The organism is Rhodopseudomonas infernalis, assembly GCF_022271405.1.
In the GTDB taxonomy this organism is placed as follows: domain Bacteria; phylum Pseudomonadota; class Alphaproteobacteria; order Rhizobiales; family Xanthobacteraceae; genus Rhodopseudomonas; species Rhodopseudomonas infernalis.
On the sequence record NZ_JAJNAL010000008.1, the window covers coordinates 33463 to 50230 of the forward strand.

At 64.9% G+C, this 16768-nt stretch carries 18 protein-coding genes and 1 other annotated feature; of the genes, 8 read left to right on the forward strand and 10 right to left on the reverse strand.

The features are described 5' to 3' along the window. Positions 1 to 199: 199 nt before the first annotated feature. Positions 200 to 580, forward strand: a complete 381-nt coding sequence (flbT, locus tag LPW26_RS07635) for a flagellar biosynthesis repressor FlbT (RefSeq protein ID WP_238733976.1) — start codon at positions 200 to 202, stop codon at positions 578 to 580. A gap of 2 nt (positions 581 to 582) precedes the next feature. Then, positions 583 to 951: a flagellar biosynthesis regulator FlaF gene (gene flaF / locus LPW26_RS07640; protein ID WP_238733977.1), complete on the forward strand. Its 369-nt coding sequence runs from the start codon at positions 583 to 585 to the stop codon at positions 949 to 951. A gap of 115 nt (positions 952 to 1066) precedes the next feature. Here the strand turns inward: flaF and LPW26_RS07645 are convergent, their stop codons facing one another. The 4 genes from LPW26_RS07645 to LPW26_RS07660 form a co-directional block, all read right to left on the reverse strand. After that, positions 1067 to 1447: a hypothetical protein gene (locus tag LPW26_RS07645; protein WP_238733978.1), complete on the reverse strand. Its 381-nt coding sequence runs from the start codon at positions 1445 to 1447 to the stop codon at positions 1067 to 1069. A 156-nt stretch (positions 1448 to 1603) separates the two neighbouring features. After that, the gene (locus tag LPW26_RS07650; protein WP_238733979.1) at positions 1604 to 2092 is read right to left on the reverse strand and encodes a hypothetical protein; all 489 of its coding nucleotides are present in this window, start codon (positions 2090 to 2092) and stop codon (positions 1604 to 1606) included. Positions 2093 to 2108: 16 nt separating this feature from the next. Continuing rightward, positions 2109 to 2450 (reverse strand): flagellar assembly peptidoglycan hydrolase FlgJ, encoded by a 342-nt coding sequence (gene flgJ / locus LPW26_RS07655; RefSeq protein WP_238733980.1) that lies wholly within the window; start codon positions 2448 to 2450, stop codon positions 2109 to 2111. Continuing rightward, entirely contained in the window at positions 2450 to 3571 is a 1122-nt protein-coding gene (locus LPW26_RS07660) for a flagellar basal body P-ring protein FlgI (protein WP_238733982.1), read from the reverse strand. The genes flgJ and LPW26_RS07660 overlap by 1 nt, the downstream gene beginning before the upstream one ends. 308 nt (positions 3572 to 3879) lie before the next feature. Between LPW26_RS07660 and LPW26_RS07665 the strand changes: the two genes are divergently transcribed. The 3 genes from LPW26_RS07665 to LPW26_RS07675 all read left to right on the forward strand — a co-directional run bounded on the left by LPW26_RS07665 (position 3880) and on the right by LPW26_RS07675 (position 6632). After that, on the forward strand, positions 3880 to 4296 hold the full coding sequence (locus LPW26_RS07665; RefSeq protein WP_238733984.1) for a flagellar assembly protein FliX: 417 nt from the start codon (positions 3880 to 3882) through the stop codon (positions 4294 to 4296). Between the two features lie 194 nt (positions 4297 to 4490). Further along, positions 4491 to 4856 carry an RNA polymerase-binding protein DksA gene (gene dksA / locus LPW26_RS07670; RefSeq protein ID WP_234831092.1) on the forward strand — a complete coding sequence of 122 codons (366 nt, stop codon included), beginning with the start codon at positions 4491 to 4493 and terminating at the stop codon, positions 4854 to 4856. Positions 4857 to 4997: 141 nt separating this feature from the next. Beyond that, positions 4998 to 5053, forward strand: a sequence feature (sul1 is cis-regulatory element that is thought to sense ions involved in sulfur or methionine metabolism; They are found in Alphaproteobacteria). 97 nt (positions 5054 to 5150) lie between these two features. Then, entirely contained in the window at positions 5151 to 6632 is a 1482-nt protein-coding gene (locus LPW26_RS07675; protein ID WP_238733985.1) for a SulP family inorganic anion transporter, read from the forward strand. A 28-nt stretch (positions 6633 to 6660) separates the two neighbouring features. Here LPW26_RS07675 and LPW26_RS07680 read toward each other — a convergent pair whose 3' ends face one another. After that, positions 6661 to 6936 carry a DUF3551 domain-containing protein gene (locus tag LPW26_RS07680; RefSeq protein WP_238733986.1) on the reverse strand — a complete coding sequence of 92 codons (276 nt, stop codon included), beginning with the start codon at positions 6934 to 6936 and terminating at the stop codon, positions 6661 to 6663. A 181-nt stretch (positions 6937 to 7117) separates the two neighbouring features. Further along, entirely contained in the window at positions 7118 to 7684 is a 567-nt protein-coding gene (locus LPW26_RS07685) for a TetR family transcriptional regulator (protein WP_238733987.1), read from the reverse strand. A 170-nt stretch (positions 7685 to 7854) separates the two neighbouring features. On the opposite strand from LPW26_RS07685, the gene LPW26_RS07690 reads away from it, so the two are divergent. After that, entirely contained in the window at positions 7855 to 9024 is a 1170-nt protein-coding gene (locus LPW26_RS07690; RefSeq protein WP_238733988.1) for an efflux RND transporter periplasmic adaptor subunit, read from the forward strand. Between the two features lie 10 nt (positions 9025 to 9034). Continuing rightward, on the forward strand, positions 9035 to 12172 hold the full coding sequence (locus LPW26_RS07695; protein ID WP_238733989.1) for an efflux RND transporter permease subunit: 3138 nt from the start codon (positions 9035 to 9037) through the stop codon (positions 12170 to 12172). A 320-nt stretch (positions 12173 to 12492) separates the two neighbouring features. On the opposite strand, the gene flgH is transcribed toward LPW26_RS07695, so the two are convergent. The 4 genes from flgH to flgF are packed head-to-tail and all read right to left on the reverse strand — an operon-like array spanning position 12493 to position 15905. Then, positions 12493 to 13251 carry a flagellar basal body L-ring protein FlgH gene (gene flgH / locus LPW26_RS07700; RefSeq protein WP_238733990.1) on the reverse strand — a complete coding sequence of 253 codons (759 nt, stop codon included), beginning with the start codon at positions 13249 to 13251 and terminating at the stop codon, positions 12493 to 12495. Positions 13252 to 13256: 5 nt separating this feature from the next. Further along, positions 13257 to 14330, reverse strand: a complete 1074-nt coding sequence (flgA, locus tag LPW26_RS07705) for a flagellar basal body P-ring formation chaperone FlgA (RefSeq protein WP_238733991.1) — start codon at positions 14328 to 14330, stop codon at positions 13257 to 13259. A 12-nt stretch (positions 14331 to 14342) separates the two neighbouring features. Continuing rightward, the gene (gene flgG, locus LPW26_RS07710) at positions 14343 to 15131 is read right to left on the reverse strand and encodes a flagellar basal-body rod protein FlgG (protein ID WP_238733992.1); all 789 of its coding nucleotides are present in this window, start codon (positions 15129 to 15131) and stop codon (positions 14343 to 14345) included. Between the two features lie 12 nt (positions 15132 to 15143). Then, entirely contained in the window at positions 15144 to 15905 is a 762-nt protein-coding gene (gene flgF / locus LPW26_RS07715) for a flagellar basal-body rod protein FlgF (protein ID WP_238733993.1), read from the reverse strand. Between the two features lie 355 nt (positions 15906 to 16260). On the opposite strand from flgF, the gene fliL reads away from it, so the two are divergent. Continuing rightward, on the forward strand, positions 16261 to 16764 hold the full coding sequence (fliL, locus tag LPW26_RS07720) for a flagellar basal body-associated protein FliL (RefSeq protein ID WP_238733994.1): 504 nt from the start codon (positions 16261 to 16263) through the stop codon (positions 16762 to 16764). The last annotated feature ends 4 nt before the right edge of the window (positions 16765 to 16768 follow it).

Below are 16768 nucleotides of genomic sequence, written 5' to 3' on the forward strand. Positions count from 1 at the left end.
ACGGCAGCGGAGGCGCACGCGCGCCTCCGCGCAACGCGGCGATTCTCGGGCCGGCAACGCCGGGCCCGACTTATCCACCGAACACGGCATTGGATAGCGACGCGTAGCCGGCGCATAACTGGCGCGCGGCCCGACGCACCTGAGTCGTCGGCCGGTCGCGCCGACCGCGATCGACGGATCGCCATCAAAGGACAACACGATGCCATTGCGAGTCGAATTGAAGCCGTTCGAGCGGATCGTGATCGGGCAAAGCGTGATCACCAATTCCGATTCGCGCACCACGTTTCTGATCGACGGCGACGCGCCGATCATGCGCGAGAAGGACATCCTCACCGCCGAGACCGCCAACACCCCGGTGAAGCGCGTCTATCTGTGCGTGCAGATGATGTATCTGCAGAACGATATTCCCGCGTATCAGGACTTGTATCTCGGCTTCATCAAAGAACTTCTCGAGGCCGTGCCGAGTTTTCGCGACACGATCGAGGCCACGAGTAATCTAATTTTAAGCGGCCAGCTTTATAAAGCGCTGAGGGAGTTGCGGCCTCTCATCAAGCGTGAAGAAGAATTGCTGCAGAGGTAGTCATGTCGAGTGCTGCTCAAGCGTATGCCCGTACCGCGCAACGGACGGCTTCTCCGCGGGAGATCGAAGCGCAAGCTCTGCTCAAAGCCGCCCGGCAGCTCCAGGACGTTGTGACGAACTGGGACGAGCGCGGCGCCATCGGCATGAACGAAGCGCTGATGTTCAATCGCAAGCTGTGGTCGCTGTTCGTCAGCGACGCGCTGCGCGACGACAGCCCGCAGACGCTGGATATCCGGCAGAACATCGCCAATATCGGCGTGTTCGTGCTCAGCCAGTCGGCGGCGCTGCAGATGGCTCCGCAGGTCGAGCCGCTCAATGCGCTGATCGAGATCAACCGCAACATCGCCGCCGGTCTCAGCGGCCGCGGCTAACCGGTCCCGCGTCCAACGCGACGCGGTCTACGCCGATAACGATCCCACTCTCAGTCACGAGTGATTGCCCGCGCTTGCGCTGCAAGCCGGGGCATCATCCCAATCGCTGCTGCGTTCACGCGATTCGATCGGTCGGGATCGGGCCGGTGCGCTGCTGCAGTTTCGATTGATCCTGTTCGCGGAAGTAAGCGCGCGCCTTGAGCTGCCAGGATTCCGGATATTGGTTGATCACTTCGGCGGTCGACTCGTCGACCGAGACGTACACCATCGCGGCCGATGCCTGATCGAAGATCACCTGGCGCGAGATGGTGTCGGCGCCGACCTTGGCGGCGTTGCTCGCGACGGCATTGCTGCCGCCTCCGTTCGCCGTAGCGGACACGCTTTGCGGTGCGGGCAATTGTGTCGCCACGGCAGATTGGACCGCTTCAGGCTGAAGCCTGACCACGGGCGGTATCACCAATTGCCCCACCGGCTTCACGGTGAAGTCGAAACTCATGGCAGCCTCCTGGCTCCATCAAGGTCAATTCACCCGCCCAGGAGATGCTGCACAGAAGTTTTGAAAGTTGTTCTACACCGTTCAGTCAGATTTGATTCGAGTTGGAGCCACCGGGACGGCCCGGCCATGGCGACTGCGGCGCGGACGGCCGCGCGGCTACAGCGACCGGCTCACCGCGATCGGCGTCAGGTTGCGTGGGCCGGGCGCGGCGCGCCTGCCGGCGGCCGTGTAGGTCTGCGGGATGTTGCGCTTCTGCACCTCGGCATTGACGCCGCGGACGATGCCTTCCGACACCGCGTGTGCGGTCGCCAGTACAGTGAGGTTGACCTGCAGCATCGCGCGAAACACTTCGTGGTGGCGGTGCAGGGCGCCGAGCAGGTCGGGGGTCGCTTTCGCCATGTAGGGCTGGCTGGCGCGCACCAGCGTGATCGCCGCGATATAGCGCTTGGTAAGGTCGTTCTTCTGCGGCTCGAGCTTCATCGCCTCCGGGATCTTGCCGGCGCGGACGAGTTCGGTCTCCTGTTCGATCAGCGCCAGCAGATTGTTCATGATCTCGGTCAGCACGTTGGCGAGCTGGCGCGCGTCGATCGGTGAAGTGACGGATGGGGCCGGGGCGGGCGCCGGCTGGCGTTGCATCTGCATCATGCGTCGTCCTTGCTGCTCAGGCCTTGCCGTTCGCCTGTTGAAGAATGAGGGTGCGGAACACATCGCTGGCAATGCCGACGCCGCCAGCCTTCGCCACGGTCTGCGAATACTGTTCCGTCAGCATCGAGCGCCAGACCCCGGTTCCGACCGTGTCGCCGAACGGGCCTTCGCCCTTCAGCCCCGAGGTCATCTGCGAGAACATCGAATTCAGAAACATCGCCTCGAAGTCGCGGGCGGAATTGCGTGCCTTCGTCTGGGCCTCCGGCGAGACCTTTGCGAGTGCCGCAGCCATATCGTGGTCGGGGCGGCCGTTGCGCGTCGGAGCGGTGGTCGGATAGTTGACCGGGACAAGCGACATCACATCACCTCGATATCGGCTTCGATGGCGCCGGCGGCCTTGATGGCCTGCAGGATGCCGATCAGGTCGCGGGGGCCGATGCCGAGGCCGTTGAGGCCGTCGACCAGCTGCTGCAGCGACACGCCGTCCTTGACCAGCGCCAGCTTCTTGCCGTCTTCGGTGACGCCGACCCGCGTGTTCGGCGTCACCACGGTGCGACCGCGCGACAAGGGGTTGGGCTGGCTGACCTGCGGGCTTTCGGAAATCGACACGGTGAGGTTGCCCTGCGCCACCGCAACGGTGGCGACACGGACGTCGCGGCCCATCACGATGATGCCGCTGCGTTCGTCGATGATGATCTTGGCAGCCTGATCCGGCTCGACCTGCAACTGCTCGATTTCGGTGACGAAGGCGACGGCGTTGCCTTTGAATTCGGCCGGGATCGAGAGCTGCACGGTCGACGGATCGATCGGCTCTGCGCTCTTGGTGCCAAGAAAGTCGTTGACCGCCGCGGCGATGCGCTTGGCGGTGGTGAAGTCGGCGTTGCGCAGCGCCAGCCGCACCATCGGCAGCCGGTTCAGGGCGAATTCGATTTCGCGTTCGATGATCGCGCCGTTGGCGATACGGCCGACGGTGGGGACGCCGCGGGTGATCTTGGCGGCATCGCCCTCGGCCTGGAAGCCGCCGATCGCCAGCGAGCCTTGCGCCACGGCGTATACATTGCCGTCGGCGCCCAGCAGCGGCGTCACGAGCAACGTGCCGCCCTGCAGATTCTTGGCGTCGCCGAGCGCCGAGACAGTGACGTCCATCCGGGTGCCTTGGGTGGCGAAAGCGGGCAGATTGCCGGTCACCATCACGGCGGCGACGTTGCCGGTGCGGATGGTGGCGCCGCGGATGTTGACGCCCATTCGCTCCAGCATCGCCTGCAGCGATTGCTTGGTGAAGGGGATGTTGTTCAGCGTATCGCCGGTGCCGTTGAGGCCGACCACGAGGCCGTAGCCGATCAGCTGATTCTGCCGGACGCCCTCGATATTGGCGAGGTCTTTGATGCGCGACGTCGCGCTGGCGGCCACCCCCGACAGCAGCAGCGCGGACAGGGCGACTGCGGCCAGCTTCAGGATCGTGGACGAAACGCTCGGCATTCTCGGACTCCCGCGATGGCCGTCGCGTCCAGACGCGAAACGGCCTCAGCAGTCGTCTTGCGAGACCCGTGCCAATCGCCAGGATTTGATAAGCATCTGTTCTGAATAACTAAATCGCGATGGCGATGGCGGGGCCGCAGCGCTGCCCACGGCAAAACCGACACCGCCCGGCAAATCTTGCCGATCGTTTACCCGCCGTTAACCATAAACCGCGAGGTTGGGTTCCCGGGCTCTCAGCGCGCTTGTCAGCTTGGGTGTATGCTGTTCAGGCGCGGCGCTTAGCCAGGAACAGTCCGGCGAGAAAGACCATGCGAATCTACGGCCCGAACGGCACCTCCACATCGACACCCTCGAGCACGGTCCGTCGCAGCGGCTCGAGCACGTTCTCATTGCCCACCGGCGGCGCGCAGCCGGAGCCTGAAGCCCGGGCGGTGCATGCGCCGCTGGCACCGACGGGGCTCGAGGCGCTGCTGGCCATGCAGGGCGTCGAGGACGCCACCGAGCGCCGCAAACGTTCGGTCGCGCGCGGTCGGACGGCGCTCGACGTGCTCGACGATCTAAAAATGGGCCTGCTGGCCGGCAATTTCGATCCGTCGACCGTGATGCGGCTGCGCGCTGCCGCGGCGGAGCTTAAGGCCTCGTCCGGCGATCCGGGTCTCGACGCGGTGTTGTCGGAAATCGAGCTACGGGTCGAAGTCGAACTCGCCAAAGCCGGCCAATACTGACCACTTCGGCACGAGTTCCGTCTAGGCGACGAGGGCTTGGCTCGCTTGGGGGCGGAATGGCGGACGATATTGTCTGTCATCTGCGCGCGCTATATAAGCTGCCGCGCAGGCGGGATTTTTTGCCGCCCAACGAGATCATGGATTGCCCCTTGGATAAGTTGAAAAGCTATCGACCCTCCGAGAAAGAGCCGTTCATGAATGAACGGCAACGTGAGTATTTTCGTGCGAAGTTGCTGGCCTGGAAGGACGAGATTTTGCGCGAAGCAAAACTCACGCTCCAGACCCTTCAAGAAGAAAACGTCAACCACCCCGACCTGGCCGATCGCGCCTCGTCGGAAACCGACCGCGCGATCGAGCTGCGCGCGCGCGATCGGCAGCGCAAGCTGATCTCCAAGATCGATGCCGCGTTGCAGCGCATCGAAGACAACACCTACGGCTATTGCGAAGAGACCGGCGAGCCGATTTCGCTGAAGCGGCTCGAGGCCCGTCCGATCGCAACCCTGTCGGTGGAAGCCCAGGAGCGCCACGAGAAGCGCGAAAAAGTCTACCGCGACGAGTAGCGGGCTGCGCTCGGCGATAAGTCTGGCCCCGGTGGTCCTGCTGACAGGACCTCCGGGTTGCCGTTCTCGACAAGCATCACGCGCGTGGTGGTTTGAAAATATTGCGCCGCGGCATCATGTCGGGTAAAGTGTTACTTATAAATCGGACCCGGTGAAACTCCGGGTGGCTCTTCCGGCCGCCGATCCGCCGGACCACGCAAAAGTTCTCTTTTAAGAATCTGCCTGTCCTCGGGCCGATCGACCTTTTGCGCCTGACGCGCGGCAAGCGCGTCACCCACGAAAGCAACTCTCTTCATGGACATGATACATCTGCGGAGCGAATGGGCTCCGAACGTCACCCGTGAACTCCTCGCGGGGACGGTGGTGGCCCTTGCGCTGATTCCAGAGGCGATCGCATTCTCGATCATTGCCGGAGTCGATCCCAAGGTCGGACTGTACGCATCCTTCTGCATCGCCGTGGTCACCGCCTTTGCCGGTGGCCGACCCGCGATGATCTCAGCGGCGACCGGCGCCACCGCGCTGTTGATGATAACGTTGGTGAAGGAGCACGGCGTCGGCTACCTGTTTGCCGCGACGATCCTGACCGGCGTGATCCAGATCGTCGCAAGTCTGATGCGGCTTGGCACGCTGATGCGTTTCGTCTCGCGATCGGTCGTCACCGGCTTTGTCAATGCACTCGCAATTCTCATCTTCGCCGCGCAGATGCCTGAACTGATCGGACGCGGTCCGGCGGTGTATGCGATGACGGCGGCCGGGCTCGTGATCATTTACGGCCTGCCGCGCCTCACCAAAGCAGTGCCTTCGCCCCTGGTGGCGATCATTCTGCTGACGGGGGTCTCGATGTATCTCGGTCTCGGCATCCACAAGGTCGGCGACATGGGCGCGCTGCCGAACGAATTGCCGTGGTTCGCCCTTCCGCAGGTCCCGTTCACATTCGAGACCCTGCGCATCATTCTACCGACTTCGCTGACCATCGCGATGGTGGGACTCCTCGAAAGCCTGATGACGGCGGCGATCATCGACGAGATGACCGACACCACGTCCGACAAGAACCGCGAATGCGCGGGTCAGGGCCTCGCCAACATGGTGTCGGGACTGTTCGGCGGTATGGCTGGTTGCGCGATGATCGGACAATCGGTGATCAACGTTTCGTCCGGCGGACGCGGTCGGCTATCGACGCTGTGGGCGGGCGCGTTTCTGTTGTTCCTGATCGTCGTGCTGGGGCCGTACGTCGCGCAGATCCCGATGGCCGCACTGGTGGCGGTGATGATCATGGTGTCGATCAACACCTTCCAGTGGAAGTCGGTTCGCACGCTGGTGACGCATCCACGCTCCTCGAGCTTCGTCATGCTCGGTACCGTGGTGGTTGTTGTCGGCACCCACGATCTCGCCAAGGGCGTGCTGTTCGGCGTCGTGCTGAGCGGATTGTTCTTCGCCCACAAGGTGACCCGGCTTTTCCGCGTCGAGTCATCGCGCGACGGCGGGCCGGTGCGGACCTACAAGGTCGCCGGGCAGATCTTCTTCGCTACCGCCGAGGCCTTCCACAGCGCGTTCGATTTTCGCGAGGCCGATCTGGAGCGGGTCGTGATCGATCTGGCGAACGCGCATCTCTGGGATATCACCAGCATCAACGCACTCGACCGCGTGGTGCTGAAATTCCGCCGCCACGGCATTGCGGTCGACGTGGTGGGGATGAACGAAGCCACCGCGACGCTGGTGGATCGTCTAGGCACCCACGACAAGCCGGGCGCCGCGCTCGGCGCGCCCGGTCACTAGATCTCATCATCGCGTCGCGGCGTCGCTTTCACTGCGACTGGTGGCGGCGCGATCTCGGCGCGGGCTGCTGCGTGAGATCCGGCTGCTGCTGGCGGCGGAAGGCGACCACCGGATTGATGTCGCAGCCGGCGCGGGTGCCCGAAGCTGTCGCCATGCACTGCTCGTAGGAGTCGAACTGGCAATTGCCCGGATAGCCCCAATCGCCGCCCTGCAGGCAGTAGGGGAAATCGCGTGCGGACGCCGGCGCTCCCATGAAGCCGACGATCATCGCGGCCGCACCCAGAGCGGCGCCGAGTCTAATCATGTGGTCTCTCCATCGTGCCGGACCCCGCGGACGCAGGATGGACCGGGTCGGTAGCGGAAATAGTGAGCGTCCGGGCTGATACAACAGCGAAGCCGGCATGCCGTCGATGCGCCGGATCATGTTTGTGCAAACGTGGTTTGCGATCAACGCGCTCAGTCGGTCGCCGGCCTCGGTCCGATGATCAGTCCTTCCTGGTCATCGCGATCAGCCGCGCCAGCAGCTTCTTGCGGCTCATCCGCAGATCGGGCGCAAGATCCGTGAGATCGGCCAGCCAGGCGCCGTCTGCGGCGAGACGGACGATCTCCAGCGCCGGCGCGGAGTCGGTCTTCTTGTGCTTGGCCATCCGGGCTCGCATCCACACCGACCAGCGCGGTCGTAGCAGCGGGTCGGTCATCATCGACACCGCCAGCGCGCCGCCGCATTGGCCTTCGTCCTCTTCGCCGAGCTTGAAGGTGGCCATCACATAGGCGCGGGTGAAACAGCCGTAGCTCCCATGGTCGCGTTGCAGAGCTTCGTCGACCGCCGCACCGAACACGTCGAGCTGCGCGTCGAAGACCGCCTCGATCAGCTTTTCCTTGGAAGCGAAGTGATGAAACAGGCCGCCTTTGGTGACGCCCGCCGCGGCCGCGACCGCCTGCACGGTGACGGCTTGCAGCCCGCGCTCCATCGCCAGACGCGCGGCGCAGTCGATCAGGGCCTGTCTTACGACTTCAGGTTGTTTCTTCCGCTCGTAGGCCGTGGGCGCCATTCAAGACACTTTCTATCTTGCCTTCCTACGAAGTCATGATGTCGCCCCGTTGTCATTGTCAACGATGTAATATACCAACCGCGCGGTATCTTTCTGGCGGCTGGCGATGGGCGGGCAGGAGTCTCGCACGGCCGTTGCGATCGGAGAATAGTTCAGTGACGACGATAAGGATGGCGAGCCTGCGCGAGGCCTGCGCCCTCGCAGTGGCGCTCGGCCTGGCGGGCTGCGGCGACAAGCAGGCCGAGGCCGAGAAGGCAAAGCCGGCGGTGGTGGTGAGCGTGGTGACGGTTGCGCCCGAAACGGTGCGCATCGTCAACGATCTGCCCGGCCGCATCGCGCCGACGCGGATTGCCGAGGTGCGGCCGCGTGTCTCCGGCATCATCGTCGAGCGCGTGTTCAAGCAGGGCACCACCGTCAAGCAGGGCGACGTGCTGTATCGGATCGATCCGGCGCCGTTCCAGGTCCGCGTCGCGAGCGCGAAGGCCGCGGTGCAGCGGGCCGAGGCGACGCGCGCGCTGGCGGCGCAGCAGGCGGAGCGCCAGATCCGGCTGAAGGATCGCGATGCGACCACCGGCCAGCTCTACGACAAGGCGATTGCCGAACTCGCCCAGGCAGAGGCCGACGAAGCATCGGCCCGCGCCGGGCTGCAGGGGGCCGAACTCGATCTGCAATACACCGACGTGCGGGCGCCGATCACCGGCCGCATCGGCCGCGCGCTGATCACCGAGGGCGCGTTGTTCACCGTCGGCGGCAGCGAGAGCCTCGCCACCATTCAGCAGATCGATCCGGTCTATGCCGACTTCACCCAGTCGGCGAACGATCTGCTCGCGCTCAAGCGTACGGCGGCGCAGGCGGCACGGCGTGGTGAGGCGATCGACGCGGACGTCCGCCTGCGGTTCGACGACGGGTCGGAGTATGCGCAGCGCGGTCGGCTGTTGTTCTCCGAGGCTTCCGTCGAGGCCGGCACCGGCCAGATCACGCTACGCGGCGAATTTCCCAATCCCGACGGCGATCTGTTGCCGGGGATGTATGTGCGCGTGCAGATCGTCCAGGGCGAAGAGAAGAACGTCCTCGCGGTGCCCGAGCGCGCGCTACGTCGCGATCCGGGCGGACAGGCGCAGCTGTTCGTCGTCGGTGCCGACAACAAGGCCGTGCTGCGGCCGGTGACGCCGGCGCGTCTGGTCGACGGTCGCTGGATCATTGCGAGCGGCCTGAAGGCCGGCGAGGCCGTCGTCGTCGAAGGCTTCCAGGCGCTGGCAGCGGGGACGGCTGTTGAGCCCAGGCCGTGGCGAAGCGCGACATCGGTCGGCGCCGCGAAGGCTCCTGCGCGCACCAACTGAGGTCACGATCATGTCGGCTTTCTTCATCGCGCGGCCCATCTTCGCGTGGGTGGTGGCGATCTTCATCATGATCGCGGGCGCACTGGCGATTCCGTTTCTGCCGGTCGCGCAATATCCCAATGTCGTGCCGGCGAAGATCTCGGTGACCGCCAACTACCCGGGCGCGTCGTCCGAGGAGATCTATCAGGGCGTCACGCGGCTGATCGAGGATCAGCTCAACGGCATTCCCGGCCTGATGTACTTCGAGTCGACGGCGGACGCGACCGGTGCGATCTCGATCGAGGTGTCGTTCCAGCCGGGGACGTCGCTGGCGCAGGCGACGGTCGACGTGCAGAACCGCATCAGGCGCGTGGAATCGCGGCTGCCGAGCGCCGTCACCCAGCGCGGCATCGTGGTCGACGAGGCCTCCAGCGCGTTCCTGATGTTCATCTCGGTGCAGTCGACCGACGGGTCGATCGATAGCATCGGCGTCGGCGACTACATCACGCGCAATCTGCTCAGCGAGATTCGCCGCGTCGAAGGCGTCGGCAAGGCGCAGCTGTTCGGCACGCAGCGTTCGATGCGGGTCTGGATCGATCCTGACAAGCTGCTCGGCCTCAGCCTGACGGTCGCCGACGTGTCGGCGGCGATCGCTTCTCAGAACGCGCAGGTCGCCGCCGGCCGTATCGGCGCCACGCCCAATCCGATCTCGCAGGAAGTCTCCGCGCCCGTGCTGGTCAAGGGCCAGCTCGGCACGCCCGAGGAGTTCGGCGCCATCGTGCTGCGCGCCAATCGCAACGGATCGACCGTGCGCCTGCGCGACGTCGCCCGGATTGAGGTCGGCGGCGAGGACTACAACACCGAGAGCCGGCTCAACGGCCAGCCCGCGGCGGCGATCGGCATCCAGCTCTCCGCGACCGCGAACGCGCTTGCGACGTCGAAGGCGGTCACCGCCAAGATGAAGGAGCTGTCGAAATACTTCCCGAAGGGACTGACTTACGAGATCCCCTACAACACCTCGCCGTTCATTCAGGGGTCGATCGAGAAGGTGCTGTACACGCTCGCCGAGGCGGTCGGTCTGGTGTTCGTCGTGATGTTCCTGTTCCTGCAGAACATCCGCTACACGCTGATCCCGACCATCGTGGTGCCGATTGCGCTGCTCGGCACCTGCGCGGTGATGTTCGCCACCGGCTTCTCGATCAACGTGCTGACGATGTTCGCGATGGTGCTGGCGATCGGCATCCTGGTCGACGACGCGATCGTCGTCGTCGAGAACGTCGAACGGCTGATGGCGACCGAGGGCCTGTCGCCGCGGGCGGCGACCGAGAAAGCGATGCAGCAGATCCGCGGTGCGATCGTCGGTATCACGCTGGTGCTGACGGCGGTGTTCGTGCCGATGGCCTTCTTCCCCGGCGCGGTCGGCATCATCTATCGCCAGTTCAGCCTGACGATGGTGGTGTCGATCCTGTTCTCGAGCTTCCTGGCGCTGACCCTGACGCCGGCCTTGTGCGCCACGTTCCTGAAGCCAGTGCCTGCGGATCATCACGAGAAGCACGGCTTCTTCGGCTGGTTCAACCGCGCGTTCAACAGCGTCGCGGGTCGCTATCAGTCCGCGGTCGGATGGGCGACCGGACGGATCGGGCGGATGATGGTGATCTATCTCGCGCTGCTGGCTGCGCTCGGCTGGGCGTATCTGCGGCTGCCGGCGGCGTTTCTGCCGGCCGAGGATCAGGGCTATCTGATCGTCGATATCCAGGCGCCGACCGAGGCCACGCAGAGCCGTGCGATGAATTCGATCGAGCAGGCCGAGAAGGTCTTCCTCGAGGATACGAGCGTCGCCCAGGTGTTCACCGTGTCGGGCTTCAGCTTCTCCGGCAACGCCCAGAGCGCGGCGGTCGCCTTCGTGACGCTGAAGGACTGGAGCGTGCGCGGCGATGACGATGCGGAAACGATCGCCAGGCGCGCGAATGTGCATCTGGCGAAGATCGGCGACGCGTCGGTGATGGCGCTGTCGCCGCCGCCGATCGATGGCCTCGGCAATTTCACCGGCTTCACCTTCCGGCTTCAGGATCGCGGTAGCCGCGGCACGGCGGCGCTCGACGAGGCAGCCGCGCAGTTGACGGCGGCGGCGGCGGAAAGTCCGGTGCTGGCGGGCGTGCGTGTCGAGGGCCTCGCCAATTCGGCGCAGCTCAATCTGGTGATCGACCGCGAGAAGGCCAACACCTTCGGGGTGTCGTTCGCCGACATCAACGCGACCATCACCGCGAGCCTGGGGTCGGCCTACGTCAACGATTTTCCGAACGCCGGCCGGATGCAGCGCGTCACCATTCAGGCGCTCGACACGCGGCGCATGCGGGCGGACGATCTGCTGAAACTCAACGTGCGCAACTCCAGCGGCGGCATGGTGCCGCTGTCGGCCTTCGCCCGCACCGAATGGTCGAAGGGCCCGATCCAGGTGGTCGGCTTCAACGGCTATCCGTCGGTCCGCTTCGCCGGCGATGCCGCGCCCGGCCACTCCTCGGGGGAAGCGCTGGCCGAGATGGAGCGGCTGGCCAAGCAATTGCCGAGCGGCTTCGGCTTCGAATGGGCCGGACAGTCCTTGCAGGAAATCCAGTCTGGCAATCAGGCGCCGTTCCTGCTCGGCCTCAGCGTGCTGTTCGTGTTCCTGCTGTTGGCCGCCTTGTACGAGAGCTGGTCGATCCCGCTGTCGGTGATGCTGGTGGTGCCGCTCGGCATCATCGGCTCGCTGCTCGCGGTGATGATCCGCGAGCTGCCGAACGACATCTACTTCAAGGTCGGCCTGATCGCGATCATCGGCCTGTCGGCGAAGAACGCGATCCTGATCGTCGAATTCGCCAAGGAGCTGCACGCCGAGGGCAAGTCGCTGCGCGAGGCGGCGATCGAGGCTGCGACGGTGCGGTTTAGGCCGATCATCATGACGTCGCTCGCGTTCATCCTCGGCGTCACGCCGCTGGCGTTCGCGACCGGGGTCAGCGCCGGCAGCCAGAACGCGATCGGCACCGGCGTGCTCGGCGGCATGCTGTCGGCGACCCTGCTGGCGGTGCTGTTCGTGCCGGTGTTCTACGTCTTCGTACTCCGCCGGGTGGAGCGCCGAAAGCCGGCCCGTCACGCAGGCGCGGTGGGCGAAGGCGAACCGCAATCGGGTTGATCGAAACTGCTGAGTAGTCCGGAGTCGCTTGCGGCTCATCGCCCTTTGAGATCGGGTACTTTCGTTTCCACCCGTCATGCCCGGCCTTGTGCCGGGCATCCACGCCTTGCTGACGGAATCGCATCAAAGGCGTGGATGGCCGGGACAAGCCCGGCCATGACGGAATTTGTGACCACCTTCGGCGATCTAGAAAGTACTACGTAGCTTGAAGAGGCCGCGGCCTCCGTCCGGGGGAGAGCCGGAGGAGGCCGCGTTGGAACACCTGACTGCGCCTAGGTTCGCAGCCGGGTGTGGGAGCTCGTTGTGTTAGATCATGTCCGTCAGAACGGCAGCAGCACGTCCATCACCTGCGAGCCGTAGCGCGGCTGCTGCACATCGGTGATCTGGCCGCGACCGCCATAGGCGATGCGGGCCTGCGCGATCTTGCTGCTGTCGATGGTGTTGTCGCTCTGGATGTCTTCCGGCCGGACGATGCCGGCGACGATCAGTTCGCGGACTTCGAAATTGACGCGGATTTCCTGCTTGCCCTCGACCACCAGATTGCCGTTCGGCAGCACCTGCGTCACCACCGCGGCGACGCTTGTCTGCAGCGCTTCCTGGCGCTGCACCGAGCCCTTGCCATCGCTCGTCGAGGTCGAGTCCGTGGTCAGGATGCGGCCGGGCAACACCGCGGTGGCGGGGTTGGTGATGGTCTTGCTGCCGATGAAATCGGTGATGCCGGAATCGTCGGTGTTCTTTCGGCTGCGCTGGGTCTCGTTGGCGATGTTGGCCTTGTCGGTGAAGTTCACCGTCACGGTCATGATATCGCCGACCTTGGCGGCGCGCTGATCGCGGAAGAACGCGCGCGAGCCGTTCCGCCACAGCGAGTTGGCGTTGTAGGAGGCGACCTCCGGCTTCGGCATCGGCATCTGCACCGGCTTGTAGCCCGGCTGGGTGGTGGGATTCTCGATCGCACTCAGCGCCGGCCGCTCGCCAATCGCGGCGAGCCGGTCGATCGAGGAGCAGCCGCCGGCAAAGCCGCCCGTCGCCAGCAGCGCGGCGATCAGGACGAGACGGTTGGTCGGGATGGACTTGTACATTGAACTCACTCGGGCTTCGCGGCGGAACTGCGGGCGATGGAGGGTTCGGGCGCCACGGCGGACGCAGCTCCGCCGGCGCTGGCGAGGACCCGCGGCACGGCGACCATCACCACCACCTGGCCACGTCCCACCACGGTCGCGGGCACGGTTCGCTTCGATTGCAGATTCAGCACGTTGACGACGTCGCCTTCGGTGCCGGTTTCCAACGCCTTGCCGCGCGAGGTCAGATAGATGCCGGCGGCCTCGTAGATCAGCGTCACGCTCTGGTCGCGGGTCACGAGGTCCGGCTTGGTGAGATCGGTGGTTCGCATCACCTGGCCGCCGCGCAGCGATCGCCGCGTCTGCATGCCGATCGCGGCCTCGCGCGTGACGGTGTCGGAGGTGACCTCGGCTTTCGGACGGCGCTCGATCGCGACGTCGGAGACCTTGATCACTTCGTTTCGTTCGATCGGCCGGGTCAGCACGGTTACCGGGGCCGTCTCGACGGCCGTGCCGGTGACGCGAAGACGCACCGGCGCATTGTCGGCGCCGCCGCTGATCTCGAAGCTGAGATCGAAGCGGCCGCTGCGGCGGTCGAACCGATCGGCGACCAGCATCGGGGCGCCGCTGTAATTTGCCGGCAGGGTGCGCGCCTCGATCTCGCGATCCCAGGTCAGCGCCAGATCCTCGGCGTCGCCGAGACCGTGACGGCGCTGCAGAACCTCGATCACCTGCTTCTCGATCTCCTTCGCCGGCAGGCTGCGTGCCAGCCGGGTGACGGTGACTTCGCGGATGTCGCGGGTGTCGACGCCGATCACCTGATGGGCGCGCAGCGTGGCGATCACCGCGTTTGTCGACAACGCGCCGGTGGTCCCGAGATCAGGCGCCCGATACACGGCGATCTGTGCGGCGACGCCGGCGTTGTCGATCAGGTCGCCGATCCGGACCAGTTCGTCGGCGACTTCGATGTGGGCGCGCAGCACCGGCGTGCGCAGCACGTCTTCGACCTGCGGCGACAGGCGCGGGGCGGGCGCGGTTTCGGCGGCGACCGCTGCGATCGGTGTTGCAACGAGCAAGGCGGCGAGGAGAGAACGGATCATCGGTCAGCTCCCTCAGCGGAACATGTTGGAGGTGGACTGCAGCATCTGGTCGGCGGCGCTGACGACCTTGGCGTTCATCTCGTAGGCGCGCTGCGCGGCGATCAGGTCGGAGATTTCATTGACGACTTCGACGTTGGCCTGCTCCAGCGTCTTCTGCAGCATGTCGCCGAGGCCATCGACGGTGGCGATGCCGTCCTGCGGCGGGCCCGAAGCCTGGGTTTCGAGGAACAGATTGTCGCCTTCCGGCTGCAGGCCGGTCTTGTTGATGAAGCGGGTCAGGCCGATCTGGCCGATCACGGTCGGCGTGGTCGAGCCCGAGACAGTCACCGAGACCTGGCCGTTGCTCGCGACCGTGATGCCGTAGGCGCCGTTCGGAATGGTGATGGTCGGCTGCACCGGATTGCCGGCTGCGGTGACCACGCGGCCGGTGTTGTCGGTGGTGAACGAGCCGTCGCGCGTGTAGCGATAGGTGCCGTCCGGCATCTGGATCTTGAAGAAGCCTTCGCCGCGGACCGCGAGGTCGAGATCGTTGCCGGTGGTCGACAGCGTGCCCTGGGTCATCAGCCGCGGCGTGCCGACGGTCTTGACGCCGCCGCCGATATCGACGCCGACCGGAATGATCGTGCCCTGATCGGACGCCTGGGTGCCGACGCGGCGGACGTGGTCGTAGATCAGGTCCTGAAACTGCGCCGTCTGCTTCTTGAACCCGGTGGTTCGCATATTGGCGATGTTGTTGGAGATCACCTGAACGTTGAGCTCCTGAGCGGCCATTCCGGTCGCCGCGGTGTAGAGTGCGCGCATCTCAGGTCTCCTTTACGCCGGCACGTCAGCAAGCCGCTCGATGGCGGTCTTCTGCAGGTCGCCTTCCTGCTGCAGCAGGGCGGAAACGGATTGGTAGGAGCGGCTGACGGCGATCATCCGCGACATCTCGGCGACCGAATTGACGTTCGATTTCTCGACGTAGCCTTGGCGCACCTGCGATTTGGTGTCGGGCGCGCCGGGATCGTTGGTGGCGGCATAGAGATTGTCGCCCTGCTTCTCCAGGCTCTGCGGCCGCGCGAACGACACCATCCGGAGCTTGCCGCGCAGCGAGTCGATCACCGCGCTGCCTTCGATCACGCTGACATTGCCGTCGGCGGCGATGTTGATCGCCTTGTCGGTCGGCTGGAACACGATCGGGCCGGAGTTGCCGAGCACCTGATAGCCGGAGGCGTTGACGAGCTGGCCCTGCGGATTGATCGAGAGCTTGCCGTCGCGGGTGTAGCGCTCGCCGGCCGGAGTCTGCACCACCAGGAAGGCCGAGCCGTCGATGGCGATGTCGAGCGGGTTCTTGGTCTCGTCCAGCGGTCCGGAGGAGAAGTCGTGATAGGCGGCGCGGTCCTGCACGAAACTGACCCGGCGGTCCGGCTGCTGGAAATTGTCTTCGTGCGCCCCGGTGTTCAGGAATTCCTGAAACATCGAACGCTGGGCCTTGAAGCCATTGGTGTTCACGTTCGCCAGGTTGTTCGCGACGACATCCATCTGTCGTTCGAGCACGACCTGCCGCGACAAGCCGACCAGAAGCGTATTCTGCATCGGTATTCTCCCTTTAACGATCCGCTTCCGGTCCTCCCAGACCCTCGGCGGATGCCGTGAACCGAAGCTCTCCCAAGCCGCGGTTCGCCCTTCCGTCTTGCGAGCGGCGTGCCAACTCATAAAAGCAAATTAAATCAATTGCTTAACGTTCTTGGAGAGCGCTGGGAGGTCGGCAATAAGGATCTGTTGACCATGTTGCCCGGCAAAATCTTCCTAGTCGGGGGCGCTCTGGAAAGGTTCCGTTAACCATTGCGACATTAGCGTCGCATGATCAGGGCTCGAGGCGCTGGCGGCTTAGTTTCGCGTTAACGGTTCGCCCGGACGGCACGGCTCTTCTTGCAGGCGGACGCAGCCGATGGCGGATTCAGAGAAACCGGAAGAAGGCGCCGAGGGCGCCGAAGGCGCTGCGCCGAAAAGCAAGAAGAAGCTGATCATCATCATCGCCGCGGCCGTGCTGCTGCTGGTCGGTGGCGGCGGCGGCGCATGGTTCTTCATGTCCAAGGGCCACAACAAGGATAAGGAACACGCCGAGCACGTCGAGAAGGTGAAGCCGCCGAATTTCGTCGAGGTGCCGGAGATCATGGTCAATCTCGCCGGCTCGCCGGGCGAGCGGGTGCAGTACCTCAAGGCCAAGATCGTGCTGGAAGTGAAGGACGACAAGCTCGCCGAGCAGATCAAGCCGACGATGCCGCGTATCACCGACCTGTTTCAGACCTACTTGCGCGAACTGCGCTCGAACGACCTCAACGGCTCGGTCGGGATGTTCCGCATGAAGGAAGAGCTGACCCGCCGGGTCAACGTCGCGATCGCACCAGCGCAGGTGAACGCGGTGCTGTTCAAGGAAGTGCTGGTGCAGTGAGCTG

What these genes read in the sequence shown, in the direction of transcription:
- flgJ (WP_238733980.1), bottom strand. Translation starts at nt 2,450, where the DNA reads ATGTCGCTTGTCCCGGTCAACTATCCGACCACCGCTCCGACGCGCAAC.
- flgA (WP_238733991.1), bottom strand. Translation starts at nt 14,330, where the DNA reads ATGATCCGTTCTCTCCTCGCCGCCTTGCTCGTTGCAACACCGATCGCA.
- fliL (WP_238733994.1), top strand. Translation starts at nt 16,261, where the DNA reads ATGGCGGATTCAGAGAAACCGGAAGAAGGCGCCGAGGGCGCCGAAGGC.
- flgG (WP_238733992.1), bottom strand. Translation starts at nt 15,131, where the DNA reads ATGCGCGCACTCTACACCGCGGCGACCGGAATGGCCGCTCAGGAGCTC.
- LPW26_RS07675 (WP_238733985.1), top strand. Translation starts at nt 5,151, where the DNA reads ATGGACATGATACATCTGCGGAGCGAATGGGCTCCGAACGTCACCCGT.
- LPW26_RS07685 (WP_238733987.1), bottom strand. Translation starts at nt 7,684, where the DNA reads ATGGCGCCCACGGCCTACGAGCGGAAGAAACAACCTGAAGTCGTAAGA.
- LPW26_RS07645 (WP_238733978.1), bottom strand. Translation starts at nt 1,447, where the DNA reads ATGAGTTTCGACTTCACCGTGAAGCCGGTGGGGCAATTGGTGATACCG.
- LPW26_RS07695 (WP_238733989.1), top strand. Translation starts at nt 9,035, where the DNA reads ATGTCGGCTTTCTTCATCGCGCGGCCCATCTTCGCGTGGGTGGTGGCG.
- flbT (WP_238733976.1), top strand. Translation starts at nt 200, where the DNA reads ATGCCATTGCGAGTCGAATTGAAGCCGTTCGAGCGGATCGTGATCGGG.
- flaF (WP_238733977.1), top strand. Translation starts at nt 583, where the DNA reads ATGTCGAGTGCTGCTCAAGCGTATGCCCGTACCGCGCAACGGACGGCT.
- LPW26_RS07660 (WP_238733982.1), bottom strand. Translation starts at nt 3,571, where the DNA reads ATGCCGAGCGTTTCGTCCACGATCCTGAAGCTGGCCGCAGTCGCCCTG.
- LPW26_RS07665 (WP_238733984.1), top strand. Translation starts at nt 3,880, where the DNA reads ATGCGAATCTACGGCCCGAACGGCACCTCCACATCGACACCCTCGAGC.
- flgH (WP_238733990.1), bottom strand. Translation starts at nt 13,251, where the DNA reads ATGTACAAGTCCATCCCGACCAACCGTCTCGTCCTGATCGCCGCGCTG.
- dksA (WP_234831092.1), top strand. Translation starts at nt 4,491, where the DNA reads ATGAATGAACGGCAACGTGAGTATTTTCGTGCGAAGTTGCTGGCCTGG.
- LPW26_RS07650 (WP_238733979.1), bottom strand. Translation starts at nt 2,092, where the DNA reads ATGATGCAGATGCAACGCCAGCCGGCGCCCGCCCCGGCCCCATCCGTC.
- flgF (WP_238733993.1), bottom strand. Translation starts at nt 15,905, where the DNA reads ATGCAGAATACGCTTCTGGTCGGCTTGTCGCGGCAGGTCGTGCTCGAA.
- LPW26_RS07680 (WP_238733986.1), bottom strand. Translation starts at nt 6,936, where the DNA reads ATGATTAGACTCGGCGCCGCTCTGGGTGCGGCCGCGATGATCGTCGGC.
- LPW26_RS07690 (WP_238733988.1), top strand. Translation starts at nt 7,855, where the DNA reads ATGGCGAGCCTGCGCGAGGCCTGCGCCCTCGCAGTGGCGCTCGGCCTG.